Source organism: Thermococcus sp. 9N3 (assembly GCF_012027685.1).
Lineage (GTDB): Archaea > Methanobacteriota_B > Thermococci > Thermococcales > Thermococcaceae > Thermococcus > Thermococcus nautili.
The window spans coordinates 430,772-451,338 of the sequence record NZ_SNUV01000001.1; the positions used below are offsets into that span (position 1 = coordinate 430,772).

At 53.7% G+C, this 20,567-nt stretch carries 21 protein-coding genes; 6 read left to right on the forward strand and 15 right to left on the reverse strand.

Annotated features, from left to right (window positions below; translation table 11 throughout):
* Window positions 1–4: 4 nt before the first annotated feature.
* From E3E30_RS02415 to E3E30_RS02455, 9 genes are all read right to left on the reverse strand, one after another.
* On the reverse strand, window positions 5–1,624 hold the full coding sequence (locus tag E3E30_RS02415; protein WP_167728317.1) for a serine/threonine-protein kinase: 1,620 nt from the start codon (window positions 1,622–1,624) through the stop codon (window positions 5–7).
* The gene (locus tag E3E30_RS02420; RefSeq protein ID WP_042690072.1) at window positions 1,625–2,206 is read right to left on the reverse strand and encodes a hypothetical protein; all 582 of its coding nucleotides are present in this window, start codon (window positions 2,204–2,206) and stop codon (window positions 1,625–1,627) included.
* A 1-nt stretch (window position 2,207) separates the two neighbouring features.
* Window positions 2,208–2,792 carry a hypothetical protein gene (locus E3E30_RS02425; protein WP_042690069.1) on the reverse strand — a complete coding sequence of 195 codons (585 nt, stop codon included), beginning with the start codon at window positions 2,790–2,792 and terminating at the stop codon, window positions 2,208–2,210.
* Window position 2,793: 1 nt separating this feature from the next.
* A complete protein-coding gene (locus E3E30_RS02430; protein ID WP_167728318.1) occupies window positions 2,794–4,641 on the reverse strand; it encodes a hypothetical protein in 1,848 nt (615 codons plus the stop codon).
* Window positions 4,628–5,152: a hypothetical protein gene (locus tag E3E30_RS02435; RefSeq protein ID WP_167728319.1), complete on the reverse strand. Its 525-nt coding sequence runs from the start codon at window positions 5,150–5,152 to the stop codon at window positions 4,628–4,630. Before E3E30_RS02435 ends, E3E30_RS02430 begins: the two co-directional genes overlap by 14 nt.
* 135 nt (window positions 5,153–5,287) lie before the next feature.
* Window positions 5,288–6,457 carry a thiamine ABC transporter substrate-binding protein gene (locus tag E3E30_RS02440; RefSeq protein WP_167728320.1) on the reverse strand — a complete coding sequence of 390 codons (1,170 nt, stop codon included), beginning with the start codon at window positions 6,455–6,457 and terminating at the stop codon, window positions 5,288–5,290.
* Between the two features lie 95 nt (window positions 6,458–6,552).
* Complete coding sequence (locus E3E30_RS02445; RefSeq protein ID WP_167728321.1) at window positions 6,553–7,038, reverse strand: TIGR00288 family NYN domain-containing protein; 486 nt, start codon at window positions 7,036–7,038, stop codon at window positions 6,553–6,555.
* A complete protein-coding gene (locus E3E30_RS02450) occupies window positions 7,035–7,556 on the reverse strand; it encodes a TIGR00288 family NYN domain-containing protein (protein WP_042690057.1) in 522 nt (173 codons plus the stop codon). Before E3E30_RS02450 ends, E3E30_RS02445 begins: the two co-directional genes overlap by 4 nt.
* Before the next feature lie 68 nt (window positions 7,557–7,624).
* Window positions 7,625–10,054 (reverse strand): tRNA(Met) cytidine acetyltransferase TmcA, encoded by a 2,430-nt coding sequence (locus tag E3E30_RS02455; protein ID WP_167728322.1) that lies wholly within the window; start codon window positions 10,052–10,054, stop codon window positions 7,625–7,627.
* 124 nt (window positions 10,055–10,178) lie between these two features.
* Here E3E30_RS02455 and E3E30_RS02460 point away from each other — a divergent pair, with 124 nt between their 5' ends.
* Together E3E30_RS02460 and E3E30_RS02465 are read left to right on the forward strand one after the other, a co-directional pair.
* A complete protein-coding gene (locus tag E3E30_RS02460; RefSeq protein WP_167728884.1) occupies window positions 10,179–12,074 on the forward strand; it encodes a S9 family peptidase in 1,896 nt (631 codons plus the stop codon).
* A gap of 83 nt (window positions 12,075–12,157) precedes the next feature.
* On the forward strand, window positions 12,158–13,528 hold the full coding sequence (locus tag E3E30_RS02465; protein WP_167728323.1) for a hypothetical protein: 1,371 nt from the start codon (window positions 12,158–12,160) through the stop codon (window positions 13,526–13,528).
* A gap of 6 nt (window positions 13,529–13,534) precedes the next feature.
* Here E3E30_RS02465 and E3E30_RS02470 read toward each other — a convergent pair whose 3' ends face one another.
* Both E3E30_RS02470 and E3E30_RS02475 read right to left on the reverse strand, forming a co-directional pair.
* The gene (locus tag E3E30_RS02470; protein WP_167728324.1) at window positions 13,535–13,996 is read right to left on the reverse strand and encodes a DUF1931 family protein; all 462 of its coding nucleotides are present in this window, start codon (window positions 13,994–13,996) and stop codon (window positions 13,535–13,537) included.
* 63 nt (window positions 13,997–14,059) lie between these two features.
* A complete protein-coding gene (locus E3E30_RS02475) occupies window positions 14,060–14,380 on the reverse strand; it encodes a hypothetical protein (protein WP_167728325.1) in 321 nt (106 codons plus the stop codon).
* Window positions 14,381–14,495: 115 nt separating this feature from the next.
* Here E3E30_RS02475 and E3E30_RS02480 point away from each other — a divergent pair, with 115 nt between their 5' ends.
* A complete protein-coding gene (locus tag E3E30_RS02480; RefSeq protein WP_167728326.1) occupies window positions 14,496–15,104 on the forward strand; it encodes a molybdenum cofactor guanylyltransferase in 609 nt (202 codons plus the stop codon).
* On the opposite strand, the gene E3E30_RS02485 is transcribed toward E3E30_RS02480, so the two are convergent.
* Window positions 15,079–15,597: a biotin transporter BioY gene (locus E3E30_RS02485; RefSeq protein ID WP_167728327.1), complete on the reverse strand. Its 519-nt coding sequence runs from the start codon at window positions 15,595–15,597 to the stop codon at window positions 15,079–15,081. The genes E3E30_RS02480 and E3E30_RS02485 overlap by 26 nt on opposite strands.
* 53 nt (window positions 15,598–15,650) lie before the next feature.
* On the opposite strand from E3E30_RS02485, the gene E3E30_RS02490 reads away from it, so the two are divergent.
* Both E3E30_RS02490 and E3E30_RS02495 read left to right on the forward strand, forming a co-directional pair.
* Window positions 15,651–16,430, forward strand: coding sequence for an ABC transporter ATP-binding protein (locus tag E3E30_RS02490; RefSeq protein WP_167728328.1), 780 nt, complete (start codon window positions 15,651–15,653; stop codon window positions 16,428–16,430).
* On the forward strand, window positions 16,427–17,188 hold the full coding sequence (locus tag E3E30_RS02495; RefSeq protein ID WP_167728329.1) for a CbiQ family ECF transporter T component: 762 nt from the start codon (window positions 16,427–16,429) through the stop codon (window positions 17,186–17,188). Before E3E30_RS02490 ends, E3E30_RS02495 begins: the two co-directional genes overlap by 4 nt.
* On the opposite strand, the gene E3E30_RS02500 is transcribed toward E3E30_RS02495, so the two are convergent.
* Entirely contained in the window at window positions 17,175–17,813 is a 639-nt protein-coding gene (locus E3E30_RS02500) for a hypothetical protein (protein ID WP_167728330.1), read from the reverse strand. The two genes, E3E30_RS02495 and E3E30_RS02500, sit on opposite strands and share 14 nt — an antisense overlap.
* 39 nt (window positions 17,814–17,852) lie before the next feature.
* Complete coding sequence (locus tag E3E30_RS02505; RefSeq protein WP_167728331.1) at window positions 17,853–18,263, reverse strand: hypothetical protein; 411 nt, start codon at window positions 18,261–18,263, stop codon at window positions 17,853–17,855.
* Window positions 18,264–18,355: 92 nt separating this feature from the next.
* Here E3E30_RS02505 and E3E30_RS02510 point away from each other — a divergent pair, with 92 nt between their 5' ends.
* The gene (locus E3E30_RS02510) at window positions 18,356–19,150 is read left to right on the forward strand and encodes a DUF63 family protein (RefSeq protein ID WP_167728885.1); all 795 of its coding nucleotides are present in this window, start codon (window positions 18,356–18,358) and stop codon (window positions 19,148–19,150) included.
* On the opposite strand, the gene E3E30_RS02515 is transcribed toward E3E30_RS02510, so the two are convergent.
* Complete coding sequence (locus tag E3E30_RS02515; RefSeq protein WP_167728332.1) at window positions 19,141–20,517, reverse strand: hypothetical protein; 1,377 nt, start codon at window positions 20,515–20,517, stop codon at window positions 19,141–19,143. The two genes, E3E30_RS02510 and E3E30_RS02515, sit on opposite strands and share 10 nt — an antisense overlap.
* Window positions 20,518–20,567 lie beyond the last annotated feature (50 nt).

The following is a 20,567-nucleotide window of genomic DNA, read 5'->3' on the forward strand; positions in this document are numbered from 1 at the left end:
TCCTTCAAGAATGAGAGCAATTGGACGGATTGCCGCCAACTCCGTGAACAACAACCTCACCCTTCTCAACGAGCTCCCTTGGAACGGGGAGCCCCTCCTCAACCCTCAGCTCAATCTGTTCGATGAGCTTCTCCAGCTCTTCCCTCTCCCTCCCCCTCGCGTACCTCAGCAGGTCCCTCGCGTACTTCAGGGCCTCCTTCGCGTCCCCGAGCCGCAGGTGGAGGAGGAACAGCTGGCCCGCGTAGTAGGCCGAGCGCGAGGGCCCGACGCTCTTCTTGAGCTCTTCCCGGTACTTCCCGCCGAGGATTCCCGACAAATCCCGCTGGAGCTCTTCAACGCTTCCGTAGCGCCGCTCCTTCTCCTTGCTCAGACAGCGGAGGATTACTCCTTCAAGGGGCTTCGCCTCTGGATTAAGCTCGCTCGGCCTCCGCGGCTCCTCCATGATTATCCTCCCGGCGACCTCGACGAAGTCGCTCCCCTCGAAGGGCCTCCTCCCCGTCGCGAGCTCGTACATGAGAACGCCCAGCTGCCATACGTCGGTTCTCTCGTCAACCCCTCCGAAGCGCGACGGACTTATCTGCTCGGGCGAGGCGTAGTAAGGCGTCATCGCCGTTACCGTCGTGGTTCCGCTCTCGAACAGAACCTTCGCAAGCCCCCAGTCGCTTATCTTCGGCTTGGAGCCCCTGAGGAGGACGTTGCTTGGCTTCAGGTCGCGGTGGATTATACCCTTCGAGTGGGCGTACTTCAGGCCTTCCGCTACCTCAAAAGCTATCTCGGCCACGCGCTCCGCCGGAAGGGGCTTCTCCAGGTCTTCGAGCGACCGGTCGCAGAGCTCCATCTCTATGTAGGGGTAAGGCGTCAGATTTGCGTCGTGGAGCTTCACTATGTTGCCGTGCCTCAGCTCGCGCCATATGGAAACCTCGCGCAGGAAGAGCTTTCCGGTTCTCTCGTTGAGGACGTGGGGAACCTTGAGCGCGACCCACCGGCCGTCCCTCAGGGCGCGGTAGACCTTGCCAAAGCCGCCCTCTCCAATTAGCTCGACCCTCTCGTATCTCGACAGAAGGGCCTCCAACCCGTTGCCCCCGGCTTTTTCTCCGGTAATCTCGATTTCAATGGCCTTCTTCCCCATAAACGGCCCGGAGCGGACGCGGACGGTAAGCGCGTGCTTCCCAACCTTCGAGGGCACGAAGCGCACGTACTCGCTCCTCTCCTCGCCCGGGAGGAGGTACAGGTCGAGGGTCCTCCTCTCCAGCTTTCCGTAGAGGGCCAGCTCCGACAGGTCTATCGAGACGCGAAGGCTTTTCCCTGTCCTGTTCCTGAAACCGACCTTTATCAGCGCCTCAGCTCCCTGGATTAGCTTTTTCGGCGCCTCAAAAATCAGCCCGTCCGTAAGGGAGATTCCACGATTTGGACTCCTACTGTGCGGTTTCCTGGGCATCGGCCTCGGAACCGGTTCGGGCCCGGGATAGGGCTTCCAGGAGCCCGTCTCCCTCAGGAACCTCTCAATCCACGGCAGGAATATGAAGAGCGATATGAGTAACCCGAAGCCCTGGAGAAGGGCAATCAGGAAAATCGAGATGATGAGCCTCCGAACGAAGTCCTCTTCAAGGCTCCTCCTCGGCATTCACTCCGTCTCCTCCTCGACGACCTTCTTCGTGGCCTCTTCTGGTTCAAGCTCGCCCTCTTTGACAGCCCTTATTGTGCTCAGTATCTCCTCAAGCTCCTCGTCGGCCTCAAAGTCCTCAACCCCTATCGTCCTGTCGGTCATGCCGAGCATCTTCTCAAGGCTCTCGTTGAAGTTCCTGGCGTCGAGCTCCATCTCGATTAGCTTCTCCTCAAGCTCCTTCGGAGACATTTTCCTGAGCATCTCCCAGGTTGGCGTTCCCTTCAGGAGCTCCTCGTTCTCCTTGATGATGAGCAGGTTGCTGACGAGCATCAACTGCTTGTTCAGCTGGGCGTGCGTTGCCTGGAGGTTCTTCTTGCGCTTGTTGAGGGTCTTTATCTTCGTCGCTATCGTGAGCTCCTCGCTCCTGCTCTTGGCTTTCTTTGCCCTTTCAAAGAGCTCTGCTATCTCGGCCTCTATCGCCCTGAGCTCGCGCTCGATTTTCTCAATCTGGGCTTCGAGCTTCATCTGGTTCTCAAGCAGGTCCTTGAGGGGAACGTCTAGAGGGTTCTTCGGTCCAAAAAACTTTGAGAGAAGCCCCATGTCACTCCTCCTCCGCCTCAGCCTTCAGAACTTTCTCCACAACCTCGTCCGGCTCCGCTTCACCGCTCTCGACCTGGGCCCAGGCCTCAAAGAGCTCCCTCTCGGTCTCGTCTTCGCCCTCCTCGAACTCGGCTATCTCCATCTCAAAGACCCTGTTGAGGCTCTCCACCATCTCGTTGAACTCCTTGCCGTCGAGGTTTATCCGTATGAGGGCCTTCTCAAGCTCCCCTGGCTCGACCTTCTTGAGCTTGTCCCAGACCCCTACCTCGCGGAGCTCCTTCTCGTACTTCTTGACGACGATTAGGTTCTTTATGAGGGTGTACTGCTTCTGGGCCGTCGTGAACTCCTTGAGCTTGAGCTTCTCCTCCATGTCGAGGCTTTTGATTTCTTGAGCGAGCATCTTCTTCTTGAGCTTGTCCGCGCCTATGCCCTGCTGGAAGAGCTCCTTTTTCTTCTTCTCTATGGCGTTTATGTCCTTCTTCAGCCTCTCAAGCCTGTTCCTGAGCCTAATTTCCTCCTCTTGGAGCTCTCTAAGGGAGAGCCTCTCAACGGTGCTCTTCCTTCCAAAAACGTCGCGTATTCCCATCTCATTCACCTCCAAACTCCTTCGAAACGAGGACGTATCCAACGCCCTCCACGTACTTGGCAACGTAGCCCTCCTTCCCGAGGGACAGGAAAGCCTTCCTCACGATTTCAACCGGCAGGTCGAGTTCGCTGATGGCCTCGTCAAAGCGGACGTAGTGCTTGTAGGCCAGCCTGTTGAGAAGGAACCTCCTGGCCTTCTCAAGCAGTTCCTCGTCGAACTCAAGCCTGAGGAGAGGAGCAAAGGCCTTCGCGTAGGGGTCGTTGGGGTTGTGAATCATCTCACCCGAACCGAGGTCGAGGAGGAGCAGAGAGACCCTATCGGCCACGAAGTTCCTGTGGAAATCATCTGAGGCAACGTAGCTGAGAATCCTCTTCTCGAAACCGGTTGGCGATGCAACGAGCAGGACCGTCCTCTCCTTCGCTTTCCTCGCGTCGTCGAGGAGCGCGTTCAGCTCGGCGAGCTCGACCGGGTCGGTATCGAAGCCGTACTCCGCGTAGCGCTCGGGCCTCGAAAGGTAGACCGCCCTCAGGGTTAGGCTCTCTTTCCTTCCGAGGAGCTTCTTCTCCTTCAGCGTTGCCTCAACAACGACGTTGGTTGGAACGTTCTTGAGCGCGACCTCGTCGAGCTTTCCAGCGTACCTGGAGCGGTCAAAGGTTTCCCTCTCCTCAACGGACTCGACCTTAAAGGTCTTCCCGAGGAGTTTCAGCTCACCGCTCAGCTTGCTCCTAATCCTGCCGGCGAAGTTCATCTCCATTATCCTCGCTTCATCGCTCCTGATAAAGCGTGAGCCCTTCTCCGCCTTCTCAACCATCTTCATGGCTTCCTCTATTCGTTTCCGGACTTCCTCTTCCGCCTTGGACAGCTCAAGCTCTCTCCTCCTGAGCTCCATCTCCCTCTGCCTCAGCTCAAGCTCCCTTCTCCTCAGCTTCTCCTCAAGGGCCCTAACCTCTGCCTTCATCCTTTCCTCTGCCTTCCTGAGCTCCTCTTCGAGTCTGGCCTTCATCTCCTCGTCCTTCATTCTGGCTATTTCCTCGATGAGCTTGGCCTTCTCCTCCTCAAAGCGCCTTCTGAGCTCTTCGTTTTTCCTCCTGAGGGCCTCTATTTCCTCCCTCTTGGCGGACTCGATTTCTGCCTTTGCCTTCTCTATCTCCTCGTACCAGCGCTCTCGGATGAGCTCCATCGCTTTCCTGAGTTTCTCGACTTCCTTCTCCTTCTCGTCGAGCTTCTTCCTGTAAATCCTCTCAACGGCTTCTGTCTCCTTTTTGGCCTCTTCGAGGAAGTCTCTGAACCAGTCGAAACGTGCGGTGGCTTCGGCTATCGCGAGGTTTATCTTCTCCTTGTACGAGTCCCACGTCGATTTCAGGAAGTCCCTGAGGGCAAGGCCGTGCCTTGGGCTCTGAAGGAACTCCTGGAGCCATCTGTCAAAGGAGTAATACTCCCTGAGGAGTGAGAGAACCTCGTTGTCCCTGTGCATTATCAGCTTCATGATGTCGTCCTTGGAGTAAATCTCGAAGACGTTGTAGCGGAAGAGCCTCTCTATTGCGGTCAGCTCCTCGGGGGTGAACCTCTTTTTAGCTGGTTCGAAGTCTTCTCCGTTCCGCTCGAAGGACCAGGCGAGCAACGCGAGTGCTCCCTCAAACTTGGCCCTGAAGCGTCTGTCGAGGTCGCGCAGAAAGTCCCCGCACTCGCCTTCCTGGTAGCGGTTGTAGGCTTCGACGATTCTTCCCCAGAGGTCTGCCCTGGTTCCGTAGCTCTCCCGCCAAACGTCGGTTCCGAGCCTCAGAACGCGCTCAGCGGGGCGGAGGAGTGCCTTAACGCAGTTCGCGTCTCCCTCTTCAAAGAGTCCCATAGGAATCACCCGCCAGAGGTTTTAGCTCCTCATCCACACGCGAGAGGAGGTAGTCAACGACCTCGCCGTAGCCCGAGACCGTGACCCTGACAACGGTTCCCCTCGATGTTCCTCTAAGGGAAAACTGGATTACACCCCTTCCTTTCCTTGTGTAGACTTCGCAGGTTCCTTCTTCTGGGCTGAACGTTCCTCCGAGCTTGGAGCACAGGTACGCTAGAAACCTTCGAACGAAGCCCTCTTCCTCCGCGAGCAGGTATTCCCTCGTCGCGCTCCGCTCCCTGAGTTCGGGCCATTCCTCGGTTACACGGTAAATCCTGACTTTCTCTGAAGGGTTGCCCTCTATCCTGGAGAACAGCTCCTCGAAGAACTCTTTCTCCTGTTCTGTTTCGATGATGAACGTCATCCCCCTGGGCTTCTCAACGTCCGCCCTTTCCGCCCACTTGGAGAGCAGGTAATCAACGCGCTTTCGCTCGGCGTCGTCATCGTACGAAACAACGACGAAGTACTTCATACGTCATCACTACCCTGGTTCTCTCAAACGTTAAGATTTGGCGTCGTTGCCTATTTAAAGTTTTCTCCATTTTGGAGAAAAAGAAGAATGGGCGACTTTGGTGAAACTGAGGCTGAGTAAAAAAGGATTGAGGAATCAAGGCCTCCTCCTGAGAAGAAGAGGCACTATGGCAAGTCCGACTATCAAACCAGGACCGCAGATACTCGAACCTGTACTGCTTGAGCTCTCGGTTTTGTTCGTGTTTGGGGCGGTGGAAGTCGGCGTTGGCGAGATTTCCTCGGGCTTCTTGCCCTCAACCATCAGAGCCCTCCACTCCTTGAGCCACTTGTCTGTGTTCTTAGCGAGCTCTTCGGAGGGAATTGTGATGACCTTCGCCGAGCTGACGTTGAGGGCGTAGCTGAAGCAGGCCGGGAGCTTGACTTCTTTGTTAACCGGGTACATCCACTGGTTGAGCGGGAGCTTCTCCTGAGCGGTTTTGCTTATCAGGAAGTTTATGAACTCCTTCGCTAACTCGAGGTGCTTGGTTCCCTTGACGATTCCCGCCCCCTCAATCTGAACGTAGGCGGTGTCGTTGAGGAAGATTGCCCCTATGCTCGTGTCGTTGTAGTTGCAGGCCGAGTAAGCCGGGTCGGTGGCGTAGCTGACGAAGAGCGGGGCCTGGTTCTTGTCCCACATCTCCCAGCCGGCTCCCCAGCCCTTGACGATTATCACGTCGTTCTGCTTGAGCTTCTCCCAGTAGTAGGGCCACTTGTCGCCGTAAACGCCAATCGTCCAGAGGAAAAAGGCCATTCCAGTTGAACTCGTCAGCGGGTTCTCGACGATGAGCTTGCCCTTCCACTCTGGCTTCGTCAGGTCTTCAAAGGTCTTCGGCGGGTTCTTCACGACGTCCTTCTTGTAGACTATCGCTATAGCGCCATAGTCGTAGGGCGTGAGGTGGAAGGTCGGGTCAAAGTCCTTTATAATCCACTCGGGGATGTACTTCGCGTTCTCAGGCTTGTAGGGGATTAAGATGTCCGCCTGAAGGGCCTTCTGGAGGTAGCTGTTGTCTATTCCAACGACGACATCGGCCTGCGGGTTGTTCTTCTCGATTATCAGCTTGCTGAGCACTTCTCCAGCGTCGCCGAACGTCACGAGACGAATCTTGACGCCGTATTCCTTCTCGAATATCGGAATGATTTCCTTCATCCAACCCTCGATGCTCTCGTAGGAGTAAACGGTCAGAGTTTCCTCGGCCTTAACGGGCCTCGCCCCAAGGAGCGAGGTGACGAACAGAGTCACCACGAGCAATGCCAGAACCTTCCTCATTGAACCACCCCCCGATTAACAGGTTGTTCCGTTTCATAACCCGATAATTGGGAGATTAAAAAAGGTTTGCTTCCCAGTTCTGGTTAGTGGTGAGTTCACTCCTCTACCTTGCTAACCATCTTGATGACGTAGTCAGCAGCGTTCTGAAGGGCCACAGAAAAGCCGGGTTCGGTGCCTATGACTATGGTTTCCTTCCCCTTCCGCTTCGCCTCCTGGATTATGGGCAGAAAATCCGCGTCCCTCGTGGCCAGTGCTATAACATCAACATCGGAGTTGTAGATGAGCTCCATGGCCTCTATCGCTATTCTCACGTCGGTGTCGCCGGCGACTATAACGGGCTCAAGCCCCTGGTTGACGACCGCCTCGATGAGTCCCTGGGGCGCGTACTGGTTCAGAACGACCTTCGCCACCCTTATCCTTCCGAGCCTCTCAAGGGCCTCGACTATGTCTTCGAGCTTTATTCCGAACTCCTTCCTCAGGATGTTCGGTCCGTCTATTATGAGCCCGATGCTCTTACCGCTTATCTCCTCCTCAGGTGATTCCTTCTCGCGCTTGAGAACCTTGATGAGCGTTTCTTTCACTCCTCTTCCCTCCCTTCCCTCTTGGGCTCAAGAACTATGGTGTAATCGGCCGCGTGCTTGAGGGCAACCGAAAAGCCGGGCTCGACGCCGATGACGACCGTTTCTTTCCCCTTCTCCTTGGCCTTGAGGATAACCGGCAGAAACTCCGCGTTCCGCGTCGCGAGGGCGATTACGTCTATGTTGGGGTTGTAAATCTCGCGCATGGCCTCAACGGCAAGCTTTACCCCGGTCTCGCCGGAAACGACAACCGCCTCAAACCCCTGATTCGAGACCGCCTCTATGAGGCCCTGGGGTGCGTACTGGTTGAGGATAACCTTCGCAACGCGGATGTCTCCGATGCTCTCTAAAACATCAACGATGTCTTCGAGCTTTATTCCGAACTCCTTCCTCAGGATGTTCGGTCCGTCAATGAGAAGGGCTATCTTCTTCCCGCGCTTGGACTTTCGCTTAATCATGCCTATACTCTTGATTCCATCCTTCGTCATTGAGATTATCTTTTCCCAGCTTCCGCCTGGCATAGGTGTCACCGTTGAAATCACTGAAACCCAACACGGCCTTTTACGGGCCAATAATATAAAAATGTTCGTCAGAGGAGCCGCTTGTAGTAGTACCAGAGGCCCCTTATGATGTCGCGCACCTCAATCATTGTGAAGGTCTCGGTTCTGTCTATCAGCTTCGCCGTCTCCTCCCAGCTGTGGGCCTGGAGAACGCGGTAGATGAGGAGCCTTATCTGCCTCTCGTCGAGATACGGCTTCATCCAGCCGTCGAGGAAGTAGAGCTTCACTATCGGCTTCACCGCATCGACCACGGTATCGTAGGTCAGGACCTTGCCCGTGAAGGCATCAAGCCTCTTCTTCTGAATCTCCGTGAGGTGAACCGGGTAATCAACGGCCTCGCCGAAGGGCGTCTCAAAGAGCCAGCGCGCTATCTCTGGCTCAAGCTCCCTGTGGGTGTCTCCGAGCCACTCGGTGAGCCTTATCCTGAACTCGTCGTTGGCCTTCTTGATGAGCTTCTTGGCCTTCTCGCTTATCGGCTTGAGTACTATCGCCGTAAACTCACCGCTGACCGGGTTTCTCGCGGGGCTGAGGTGAACCACCGCAAAGCCGTTCCTGACCCAGAAGCGGACGAGTTCCTCACTCGCGCCAAATCCCGAACCAATCCAGTCGAGGCCCTTTTCGCGAGCCTCCTTCTCAAGGAGCTCCAGTGCCTTGCTTCCCAGGCCTCTGTCCATCGCGTCCGGGTGGGTTGCAATCCTCACTATCCTGTAACCCTTCAGCTTCGCGAACTCCTTGAGGTAGTGGTGCTTGACCATCATGTCCGGGATTATGTTTCCGCGAGGCTTGTAGCCCTTGGCCATCTTCTCTATTACCTTCTTCGGGATTCCTCCTTCCTTGGCAATCTGTATGGCGGTAACTATCTTGCCGTTCTTGAGTCTCAAAACCCTGGCCTCGTGGTGTGGGGCATCAGCGAGTAAAGCTACGTCGCTCGGCCTGTTGCGGTAGTGCGCTAAGATATAGATTCCAACGAAGTTTCTGAGGTCCTCCCGGTCGTTCTCGAACCAGTCGTCGAGGTCGGGCTCTTCCAGATAGACCTCCTTCTTCTCAATCAGCTCGAAGTCCTCCTCGGTGAGCTCCACAGGCTCGGCATCGAGCAGGAGAACGTCGAAGAGCCACCGTTCAATCGGGTCGTTTTCCGCATAGCGAATCGGCTCGTCCATGTGGAGCTCCTTAAACTCCCTCTTCTCCCGGGCTCTCTTGAGGAACTTCACCGAGAAGCCCCTTCCCGCTCCCTCGTAGCCGTGAATCGTTGAGGAGTAAACGACGCGCTCCTTGTTGAGGTACTTGTGGAGTATCGGGACGTGGATTCCTGCCGCTTCGTCGAGAATGTAGAGGTCTGCGCTCTTCTTGTAACCTTCTGCCGGCGGATAATAGCGGAGGCCGATTTTCCTTGCGTAGAGCTCCTTTATCAGCCCGCGCTCTTCAACGACGTAGGGCTTGAAGCCGAGCCTCTCAAGGGCACGCTTGGCGAAGCGGAACAGTGCCTGAACGTTCTCAAGCTCGGGGGCGGTAACGACAATCCTCGTCCTCTTCTTTAGAGCTAAGGCCAGACCTATCGCGCCGATTCCAACGGAAACGCTCTTGCCCCTTCCTCTGTCCGCTGTAAGAACGAGCATTCCGCCCTCTACCAGCTCCTCGAAGGCCTTCAAAACCTCAACCTGACCCTCGGTCAGGGCCATCTCGTAGAGCTCCTTCGGGAAGAGGGTTTCCTCCGGAATGGGAACGCCCTTTCTCGCTTTAATCCTCGCCTGGCTCTTGCTCCTCTTCGGCTTCTTCCTGGCCTTTCCGCTCTCGGTGATGATGTAGATGCCCTCGTGCTCCGTGAACTTCCTGATGAGCCTTCTATTGAAGCGCTTCTTGACGTCGTCTATCGTGTAAGGTGGCGTTACGAGGCTCTTGTGGAAGCCCGTCCACATGTTCTTCCACTTCTCGAAGGGGTGAGCCAGTATGAAAATCAGCCCTCCACCGCGAACGGTCTCGATAATCCTTCCAAGGTCGTTCGGCGAGTAGTCGTAGCTCATATCGAGGACGAGCAAATCGTAGGTTCTTCCAAGGATGTCGCGGGTGTGCTTGAAGGTAACGGCTTTTACCTCGACGTTTGGGCCAGCTAAGACGTCGAAGTGCTTCCTGAAGGCCTCGTAGCGCTTCCTTCCAAAGGTCTCCTCGCCGAGCGCGTCGGTGGCGTAGAGAACCTCTATTTTATCCTCGCTCTCATCGCGGAGGCGCTTCTTCATCAGCTCGTCGAGAACCCCGCTCAAAACCCTCGCCGAGGCTCCCGCGAGTATTCCCGCTAACTCGGCCTTTCTCAGTGTGTCGCCCTCGATTACAATCATTCTCCTGTGGAAGTTCTCAAGGGCCTGGGCTAAAGCGGTCTCGGTGAGCTTTAAGATTGAGTCCTTAACCTTCTCGCCCTTCGCGTAGTCTCTCACTTCCTTGTCAAATCTGACCTTCACGGTCATCTCTCCTCCCCCGCTAAAGGGGAGAAGGGGAATTTAAAAACCTTCGGAGCTTTCGAGATGTCTCGATATCCATCGAAACGCTAAGCTTTTATACGAAAAACACCGACTTACCCCGGTGGTTTCTATGAAAGGTCTGGCCGAGAAGGACCTCGGAAAGTTCAAGCTCGTCGGCAACCTCGACGCCTTCAGGCGGAAGGTCGTCTTCCAGGTCACCGAGATAAGCGTCGAGAAGGACGACTACTTCTCAAGGCTCTACCTCTACGATGGCAGGAAGGTTAAACCCTTCACCTCAGGAAAGAAGGACTCAAACCCGAGATTTTCGCCAGACGGGAAGCTGATAGCCTTCACTTCCAAGCGCGATAAGGAGGGCAAAGAGTCCGAGCTCTACGTTATCCCAACCGACGGCGGTGAGGCGAGGCTTTTAGCGAAGTTCAAGTACGGGATTAAAAACCTCCGCTTCACCGAGGACGGTAAGAGCATAGCCGTTATAACGCCGATAGACGTCGAGAAGAAGCCCAAAGATGACGTTCACCTTATCAAGGAGATTCCCTTCTGGTTCAACGGCGTCGGCTGGGTCTACGGGAAGAGGAGCGTTGTTTATCTGGTGGACATCGAAACCGGCAGGAAAAAGCGCGTAACGCCCAAGAACCTCGATGTCTCGCAGGTCCGCTTCCACAACGGGAAGCTCTACTTTATAGCTCAAGAAGACCGCGAGAGAAAGCCGATGGTGAGCGACCTTTACCTGCTCGAAGGCAGGAAGGCGAAGCGCCTGACCCCCGGAGAGTGGGGCGTGAGCGACTTCATTCCGCTCGACGACGGCACTTTCATTCTCAAGGCCAACACGCGCGAGCGCGGGATTCCGACGAACACGCACATCTACCACTACAACCCCGAGACGGGCGAGATGAGAAAGCTCACCGCTGACCTGGACCGCTCGGCCTACAACTCCCTTAACAGTGACGTTCGTGGGGCACAGAGGGCCGAGCTGGTCTTCAGGGACGGCTGGGTCTACTACGTCGCAACCGACGGCCCGAGGGCGAACCTCTTCAGGGTGAACCTCGATGGGAAGGTAGAGCGCGTTATCAGCGGTGATAGGAGCGTCGAGAGCTTTGCAATCGGCGACTACATAGCCTTCACCGCCCAGGATGCGGTCACCCCTCTGGAACTCTACGTCCTCCGCGACGGCAAGGAGAAGAAAATCACGGACTTCAACGGCTGGATTAGGGAATACAAGCTCTCCAGACCGGAGCATTTCACGGTTAAGGCCAGAGACAGCGTTGAGATAGACGCCTGGATTATGAAGCCCGTTGACTTCGAGGCCGGGAAGAAGTACCCTGCCGTTCTCGAAATCCACGGCGGGCCGAAGACGGCCTACGGCTACGCCTTCATGCACGAGTTCCACGTTTTGACGGCTAAAGGCTTCGTGGTGATATTCTCGAACCCGCGCGGTAGCGACGGCTACGGCGAGGAGTTCGCCGATATAAGGGGCCACTATGGGGAGCGCGATTATAAGGACCTCATGGAGGTCGTTGACGAGGCCTTAAGGAGATTCGACTTCATCGACCCTGAACGTATAGGCGTCACGGGCGGTTCCTACGGTGGCTTCATGACCAACTGGATAGTCGGCCACACCAAGCGCTTCAAAGCGGCGGTAACTCAGCGCTCGATTTCGAACTGGGTGAGCTTCTTCGGCACGACTGATATCGGCTACTTCTTTGCTCCAGACCAGATAGGAGGTGACCCCTGGAGCAACACCGACGGCTACTGGGAGAAGAGCCCGCTTAAGTACGCGCCGAACGTGGAAACGCCACTCCTGATAATCCATTCGATGGAGGACTACCGTTGCTGGCTTCCGGAGGCGTTGCAGTTCTACACGGCTCTCAAATACCTCGGCAAGACCGTCGAGCTCGCCCTCTTCCCTGGCGAGAACCACGACCTGAGCAGGAGCGGAAAGCCGAAGCACAGGGTTAAGAGGCTTGAACTCATCGTAGGGTGGATGGAGAGATGGCTGAGGGGGTGAGCTTTTTATATTTTATTTTTAACTTTAACTTACTTAGGTAACTTTTATAAGTAAGTATCTTATCGTTTAGTTTAGGGGTACTAATGAGGCAGTTATTTATTGAAGAATGGATACAGCGAAATATAAAGACCATACCCGACTCCTCTACAATTCTTCTAAGGGAATCTATCTCATCTTACAAGGCAAACGCATATCGTGCTGCTATTGTTATGGCATGGATTGCATTTCTAAACATCATAAAAGAACGATTAATAATAATTAACTCTCCTCCGGAAGCCACAGGCCTAACAAAAGAGAACTGGTTGGGCATTAAAAAAGACCTTGAGAATGAGCGGAAGTGGGATGATACGGTACTTAACCTGCTCCTTAGAAAAAATAAGACGCCCTTCATGATCTCTGAAGAAGATCAAGAAATGATTAGATATTGGAGAGATATACGAAATATATGTGCCCATGGGAAGAGGTACACTATCCATAATTTTCATGTAGAAGCTTTTTGGCAATTCCTAATTGATTTCACAGAACATCGCCTTAAAATATACGGAGAAGTAGAAAGTATACTTCCAGATGTAATTGAAGTATATAAGGCATTTGGCATTAATTCACCAGATTTTAAGAGGTACTTGCAGGAGGTTTTAGATAGACTCGCTCCCAATAATATACATGAGTTTCTTGAAAAGTTTGAGATGTGGTTATCTCAAAATGTTTACTCAGAGGAAATTGCAGAATATAGATTTCTTGAGTTTTTAGCCACTATATATGACATAACTAATAACCCCGAATTCAAAGACCACCATGAAGTGTTACTTAAGTACATCAATGAAAATCCAAAGATAACCCCAGAGATGTTTATAACATACCATCCTCAATCTTTTGAAGAGATAGTCTCCACTAATCAAGAGGGGATAATCCCTAAAATTATAAATAAACTGAAAGAAAATCGGATTGGGGAAAAAGAATTTAGTGTATTTTTATATTTGCTAAAGTACCCATGTTTAGATGAAACAACAAAAGAACGTTTATCCAAGGAGTTCTCAAGACGCGTGTCCGACAATATCCTCTCAGTCCTAGATCAAATCATCTCGGATGACCATTCTATTGAATATAAGCTGCTGATACGGTACCGGTTCTTAGAACATCTTAAAGACACAGTACTTTCAGCAGTATTAGACTATCCAACTGACTTTTGGTATGCTAATAATAGATCAGAGCTTAGTGTATGGATTATTAAAGTGTTTGGACTAGAACAAGATTTCGTTAAAAAAATAGTAGAGCTTTTTTCAAAAGATAATTATCCATATGAGGTTGCAAGAGCTTTGAAAAAATACTTCGCTACTAATCTAGATGACTGGAAAAAATTCAAAGAAATTGCTATTAAAAACCTCGGATACACAGAAAAGGATCTAAAGAATCTAAAGATAAACCCCAAATATTCAAAGAGTAATCTCGAATAACATGTATCAGAGCGTGTAGTCCAGAACCTTCTTGGCCTCCTCGATGTGCTCGGGGTAGACGTTCTTAATCTCCGGGTGGAGAGCCTTGATAACCCTTCCAATGAGCACGAAGAGCGTTCCCGCGATAATCGGGAGCTCGTTGACAACGTCCTCTTCGAGAGGAATGTCGCCGGGTATCTTCTTGAGGACGTACTTCCTGATGGGCTCAATCTCGACCTTCTCGTCCTCGATGACGGCCCTGAAGAGGTTCAGGCTGTTCTTGAAGCCCTTGGTAATCGGTATGTGGCGCATCTTTATCGTGCTCGAGCGCTCGGCCTTGGCGTTCTCGTAGGCAACCTCGAAGAGGTCGGCTAATTTCTTCTCAACGATGTCCATCATCTCCTCGGCCCTCGGCTTGATGACCGCGAGCTCACAGGTCCTCTCCAGAATCTTCTGGAGCTGTGGATAGGGTATTATCATCTCGGCCATTTCCCATCACCTCCGCGTTCTTGCCGGTGAATTTTAGTAACTCTGAGTATATAAAACTTTCGCTCAGAGGAGCAGGAGAGCCACGAGCAGTCCGACCATAATCAGGGGGCCGAAAAGGAGAACCGCCACCGCTGACTCCTCTGTGGGCTTTTCCGGGCCGTACTTCTGGACGAGCCACAGGCCGACGAAGAAACCCGGGACTACGCCGAGGAACCATCCGAGGAGGCTTCCTCTAAAGCGGAGGGAGTTGAAGGCCAGCATCGCTCCGAAAAGCAGAAAAACTCCGAGAAGAGCCTTTACCGTGCTTTTCTGCTTGATAACGAGGGCGTAGGATAGCGCCCAGGCGACCGTGAAGAGGAACCCGAAGAGTGCCTCCGCGAGCATGATTCGTCCCCCTAATATTAAAACCCCGCTGGGACTTTAAGATTTTCTCGGAAAAACTGGAAAAGCGTTGAAATTCGCCAAAAGCTTTTTTAACGCCGTTGTCGTTCCGGGGAACATGCTCGGCGTTATACTGGCGTTTCCGGAGAAGAGATGGGAAAACTACACCCTACCAGTAAACGAAGAGCCCGTCGTCAGGCTCACGGAGAGGAGGCTCTTAACCGCCAAGAGAATCCACGAGGTCATCACAATTGTTAGACGGGACAAGCTGAAGACTTACTCGCTCCACGTTTCAAACCCCGTGCCGGTGACCGCGAGAAACAAGATGGAGGCGCTCCTCAAAGCCCTTCCTGACGAGCCCTTCTTCCTGGTCGAGGGCAATATGCCCCTGATAATGCCCTTCCTCGTGAACTATCTCGTCGGCCTCTTCTACGAGAACGAACCGGAAGCTTTAATCCCCGTCTGGAACGACGGGAGCGCCGAGGTATTTCACGCGGTCTACGAACCGGACGCGCTGAGGGATGCGATAGAATCGGCCCTCGCAGAGGGTTATAAGAGCTTTTCAAGGGTTATCGAGTTCCTCGACTACGAGCCGGTCTCAATAGAAGAGCTGGCGAAGAGAAACCCCAAGGTTACGCTCAGCTTTTTCCGCGTCAGGAACTCCCTTGACGTCGCTTTCGCGGAGAAAACGATTGAAGAGCTCAAAGCCAGGGGAGAGCCCTTTTAACGGCCTTTGCAACCCCAACGGCCAGGACCGCCTTCGCTATGTCGAAGGGAACGAACGGGAGCACTCCAACGGCGAGGGCCTTTCCAAAGTCGCCGTTTAGGTAGAGGCCCAGCCTGAGCCAGCCAAGGAGGTAAATCACGCCAATTCCGAGGATTGACCCGAGGAGCCACACTTCTACCCTCTCCGAGCGCTCCGCGAAGAGTCCGGCCATGAGGGAGGCGATGGGGAAGGCGAGCAGGTAACCTCCGGTTGGGCCGTAGAGGTGCGCGAAACCGCCTGTAAAGCCCGCAAAGACTGGAAGGCCGACGGCGCCGGCCAGGATATAGAGGGCCTGGCTTGTGAAGCCGAGCCTCGAACCGAGTAAGAGGCCTGAGAGGATGACTGCGAAGACCTGAAGCGTGAAGGGAACTGGCCCGAGGGGAACCTGAATCTGGGCGCTTACGGCGGTTAATGCCACGAACAGACCGGTCAGAGCGACTTCCCTCGCGTTCATGTTGACGGGATGGGGCTTATCTTTAAAAGCCTTAGCGCTCCCGTAGGTGTGGGATGATACGGGTAGAGAACCTTCACTTCGCCTACAACGAACGGGAAGTCCTCAGGGGAATAGACCTTGTCTTTGGGGAGGAAATCCTTGCGTTAGTTGGCCCGAACGGTAGCGGGAAGACGACACTGGCCAAGCACCTCAACGGCCTTCTGAAGCCGACCAGAGGAAGGGTTCTCGTGGACGGGATGGACACGAGGGAGCACACAGTGGCGGAGCTGAGCAGAAAAGTCGGCTACGTCTTCCAGAACCCCGAGCACATGTTCTTCGAGGAGACCGTCTTCAAGGAGGTCGCCTTTGGACCGAAGAACCTCGGGCTGGGCGATTCGGAAGTCGAGGAGCGGGTTCGCTGGGCCCTCGGAGCGGTTGGCCTTGAGGGATTCGAGGAGAGAACGCCCTACTCCCTGAGCGGTGGGGAGAAGCAGAGGTTGGCTATAGCCTGTGTGCTCGCGATGAGGCCGAAGTACCTAATCCTCGACGAGCCGACGACGGGGCTCGACTGGAAGGCCGAGAGGAGCGTTGTTGAGACGATTAAATCGCTCCGCGAGGATGGCCACGGGATTCTGCTCATAACCCACGACATGGATTTGGTGCTCGAGCTCGCCGAGCGCGTGGTTCTCCTTGAGAACGGGAAGAAGGCCTTCGATGGCCCGGTTGAGGAGTTCTTCAGCCTCGACCTTGAGCGCCACGGGCTTGAGAGGCCCGAACTGCTCGTCCTTGCGGAAAAACTTGGCGCCGGCTTCGTGAGAAGCGTTGAGGAGCTTGCGGGGAGGGTTAGGAAGTGATTTACCAGTTCTACGTCGAAAGGGACTCGCTCCTGCACTCGCTCGACCCCCGCGTCAAGATAATCGGGATGCTCATCGGGATAACTTCTCTGATGCTTTTCAACGACCCGAAGGTTCTCATCCCCCTGTTCCTGCTCATCCTGCTCTCGGGCAGGCTCCTCGGAAGACTGGGAATCGGGGAGCAGTTGAGGCTCCTAAAGCCCCTCCTCTTCATCGTTGCGTTAACCGTCGTAATCTGGCCGCTCGTCTACAAACCGAGGCTTACCGGCCTTCTGCTCGGCGTCTCGTTCTCGCTCCGCCTGCTCGGTTTTGGACTGATAACCTTCCAGCTCCTGATGACGACGAGGCAGAGGGAGCTGATACTCGGCTTCGTCAGGCTCGGCCTCCCCTACGAGCTTGGCCTAACCCTCACGATAGCGCTCCGCTACATCCCGACGCTCTACGGCATTGCGAGCACGATAATGGACGCCCAGAGGAGCAGAGGGCTTGAGCTCGACAGGGGAAACCTTTTGGAGAGAATCCGGAAGACCGTCCCAATCTTGATTCCCCTCATCGTTGCCTCGCTCAAAACTGCCCACGAGCTCAGCATAGCCCTTGAGAGCAGGGCCTTTGGGGCGAGCAGGAGTAGAACCTTTTATCGGGACATTTCGATGAAGGGAAGGGACTACCTGGCCCTTGGAATCCTGCTGGTTTGCTTCGCGTCCCTCCTGTACCTCCGCTTTGCCCTCGGCTTCGGGCACGTCGTCATCTACCGGTGATGACCTTGACGAGCGAGTCAACGGGAATCGAGTGGTCTCCAAGGTTCGCTATCTGCTCGGGCGGGGCCTTGAGGACGGTGGCGTTCAGCTTGTAGTGCCCGCGGTAGGAGCTGGTTCTCAGGACGAGGAGGGAATCAAAGAGCTCGGGCAGGAGGAAGAGCCGGGCGAACTCTCCCGGAAGGTCGAGCTCGTTGAAGGTAAGGGTTTCGTGGTGGAGGACGAGCGTGAGCGAACCATCGTCAGCTTTTCTCCTCAGCTCAAGAATGGTTTCCCCGGAGACGCCCCTTAGTGCAGAAAACTGGGAAACGAGGACCGTTGAGCCGTCTTCAACGTAATCGAGGGCCTGAAGGAGTTCATCGGCGCTGTAAACGCTGGCCGATAATAGGGCGGACGGCTCGACTTCAAGGGCCCTCAGGATTGAGGGAGAAAATGCCCTCTTGGGCCCGACGTGGTAGGCCTTTCCGGCCTTGAGCGCCTCGCCGAGCAGGGTGTGGATGAACAGCGAGCTGGCTAACTCATCGGTTGATACGAGGGCCGACAGCGAGCCCCGGCTGAATTCGACCGGGAAGCCCTCGAAGGGTTTTATCCCGCTGATTTCTTCAACTGGCTGGAAAAAGCCCGGCATCGTTCATCCTTCGCGGAGGTTCTATTTATCTTTTTCCACTCAGGGGTGAAGCATTCCAAGGGTCGCAACCCCCGCGAGGCCAAGGAATCCGGCTATGATGAGCTCAACCACTATCGCTATCAGCCACGCCAGGAACGCCCTGAGCCAGTCAGTGTGGAACACCACCTTGATGACCCAGACGTAGGTAACCATGAAGGCGAGCCAGCCGAGCGCTATTCCCATTGGGCCGGCTATCGCGAAGACAAGCGCCACGATTCCACCCACTATCGCGCCGAGGATTCCACCGCCGACGATGGCCACCATTGCACCCACTATGGACGCGTCCTTTATGCCGACGAGCTTCGCGCTGAAGGCCAGGATTAGTCCGGCGACGAAGAGCGCAAAGAGAAATCCGAAGAGGGCAAGGGTTCCAAGCCCGGTAAGCGCGGGCTCAACGGGATGACCGTACATGCTATCACCTCGGTTAACCTACGGTGGTTTGCTTTAATAAGTTGTCCCAAAAGGCCTATAAGGTTCGACTCCAACGGGAGCAGGTGGTTAAAATGGGCATCGAGAAGGCTCTGTGGGACTTCTTCTACAACTACTTCTGGGAGCCCATGTTCACGAGGAGTGGCTACAACGCGGTCAACACCTTCGTCTACGCACTGCTCTTCGGTCTCGGCGTCATCTACTCCTACCGCTACATAATCAAGCCCCTGAAAATCAAGGTTGACGAGAGGCTGTTCTGGGCGGTAACGCCGATGGTGGTCTTTGGAGCAACTGTTAGGGCGCTCGTCGACGGGGGCATTCTGCCGAAGAACCCGCTAATCTTAACCCCCGGAATCTTCTTCACGGCGTTCGTCCTCATAGTTCCGGCGATAGTTGCCGATGCAAAGCTCAAAACCTATCCGAAGGTCACCATAGTCTGGGGAACGGTTCTGGCCCTCTGGGCGAACTACGTGCTCGTTACTCACGCCAAGGACTGGCGCCCCTACGAGCTGACTTTAATCCACACCGCCGTTAGCTGGGCCGTCGTTCTCGCCTTCTACCAGTGGAGGCCCTTTGACAGGCTCTACCTCTATCCTGTCCTGGCCCACTACTTCGACATAGCCTCAACTGTGGTTGGAATCCACTTCTACGGCTACCGGGAGGTCCACTGGATTGAGAGCCATCTCGTAAGCTGGTTCGGGGCCTACATCTACTACCCCTGGATAACCCTAATCCTCATCGTGGTCTATTACGCCCTCCAGGAGCTCGTCCAGGACGAGGAGGAGAGGCGCTTCTGGTACCTGGCCGTTTATGTCCTTGGCCTCGGTCCGGCAATCCGCGACCCCGCCCAGATGATTCTTCAGGTGTGAAGGTTCTCCTCTATTTTTCTTGTTGAAGTTTTGTCCCATATAGATTTTAACAACTCAAATTCATCGAGCTGAAGGTTAGTGACTACCCTCCTATTCACCCATGGAAGTATAAACTCAAGCTGAACTCTCTGAATTGGTTCTCCAGTTCCAGAAAGTACCGATGTGGATGTGGCTCTTGCCAATACAGCATCTGCGACCACTATTGGAACTATCTGATTGCTGAAAACTGGTTTCATCACAAGAATTATTTTGTCAGGAGAGAGGGGAAGAACGCTTTCGGAGAATACCAGTTCTTCCCTGCTTGTAAAGAACTCCTGCAGCTGGGAATACACCCTTAGGAGTTCCTTTGCACTGTTATCTCTGAAAATCTTGTGAGGAACTCTCTCAACTAGCGAAAAGACAAATTGTTCTTTCGTCTGAACTTCTGCATCAGCTATGTGCATTAGTTCAGCAACTATGAGGGATACTGCCCCGGTACCTTTTGGCCACACGTGGATTTTTCTAGTATGCAGGCAAAGTTTACCAGTATTGGGCCAAACAAGGCAAGAATTAAACAACTTCACAATATTGAGGTCACGCTTCACCACATCACGGGAGAGTTCTGTTCTCAAGATTTTGAATGCATCCTCTGGAGGGATTTTCAAATCAATTAGAATTTTTCCGTTCTTACCAAACCGTAACTTGCGAGTGCTCATATCCACATGCCTAGTGCCATCTACAATCACATCCCTGAAACGCTCGATATAATTTTCCCCCTCAGACACTTCTACCTCCACAAGTTTCATATTATCTCCAAGTTCTCTGACACGCTTTTCTATTAGAACGTTTCCTTTCTGAATAATTGCAGGGCTATGGGGGCAATGATACAGCACAAACCAGACAACTTTGTCCCTCGTATTCCCCTTAACTATATTCCTGCAGTGTTTGAGATACTCCTTTTCCCTGCTTACAACCAAGACACCCTCGTTTTCTCTCACAGATAGTGCTGGGGGCATAATAATATAACTTCCACTCATGGAATCAAACATGCACAATGGTTCGAACAGTAAGGCTATTTTCTCAATTAACTGGGGCGGGTACTTACTTCCAACAGCATTTTTCACACTTTCAACAAAATCAAATGGATTTATCAGATAATGCGTGATTGGGAGAAGTCTCAAAAGTAGCTTAAACTTGTTGGGATGCGGACGTGTAGGGCGGAGTTCTACAAATCTCCAACTGGGTAGCTGATTACGGCACTTCCCTGAAAACACACTGAAAAAATGCAGTAACTCTTCAACATTCTTTGAACTAATTTTAAATTCTTGATGTACTCCGCTTTCAGGATGCTCCAAGACAATGACCATCTCCTGCCGCATTACACTCACCTAGGATACCTTGATATGAAGTACTAAAATCGTTTCTGCCCTCATCAAGA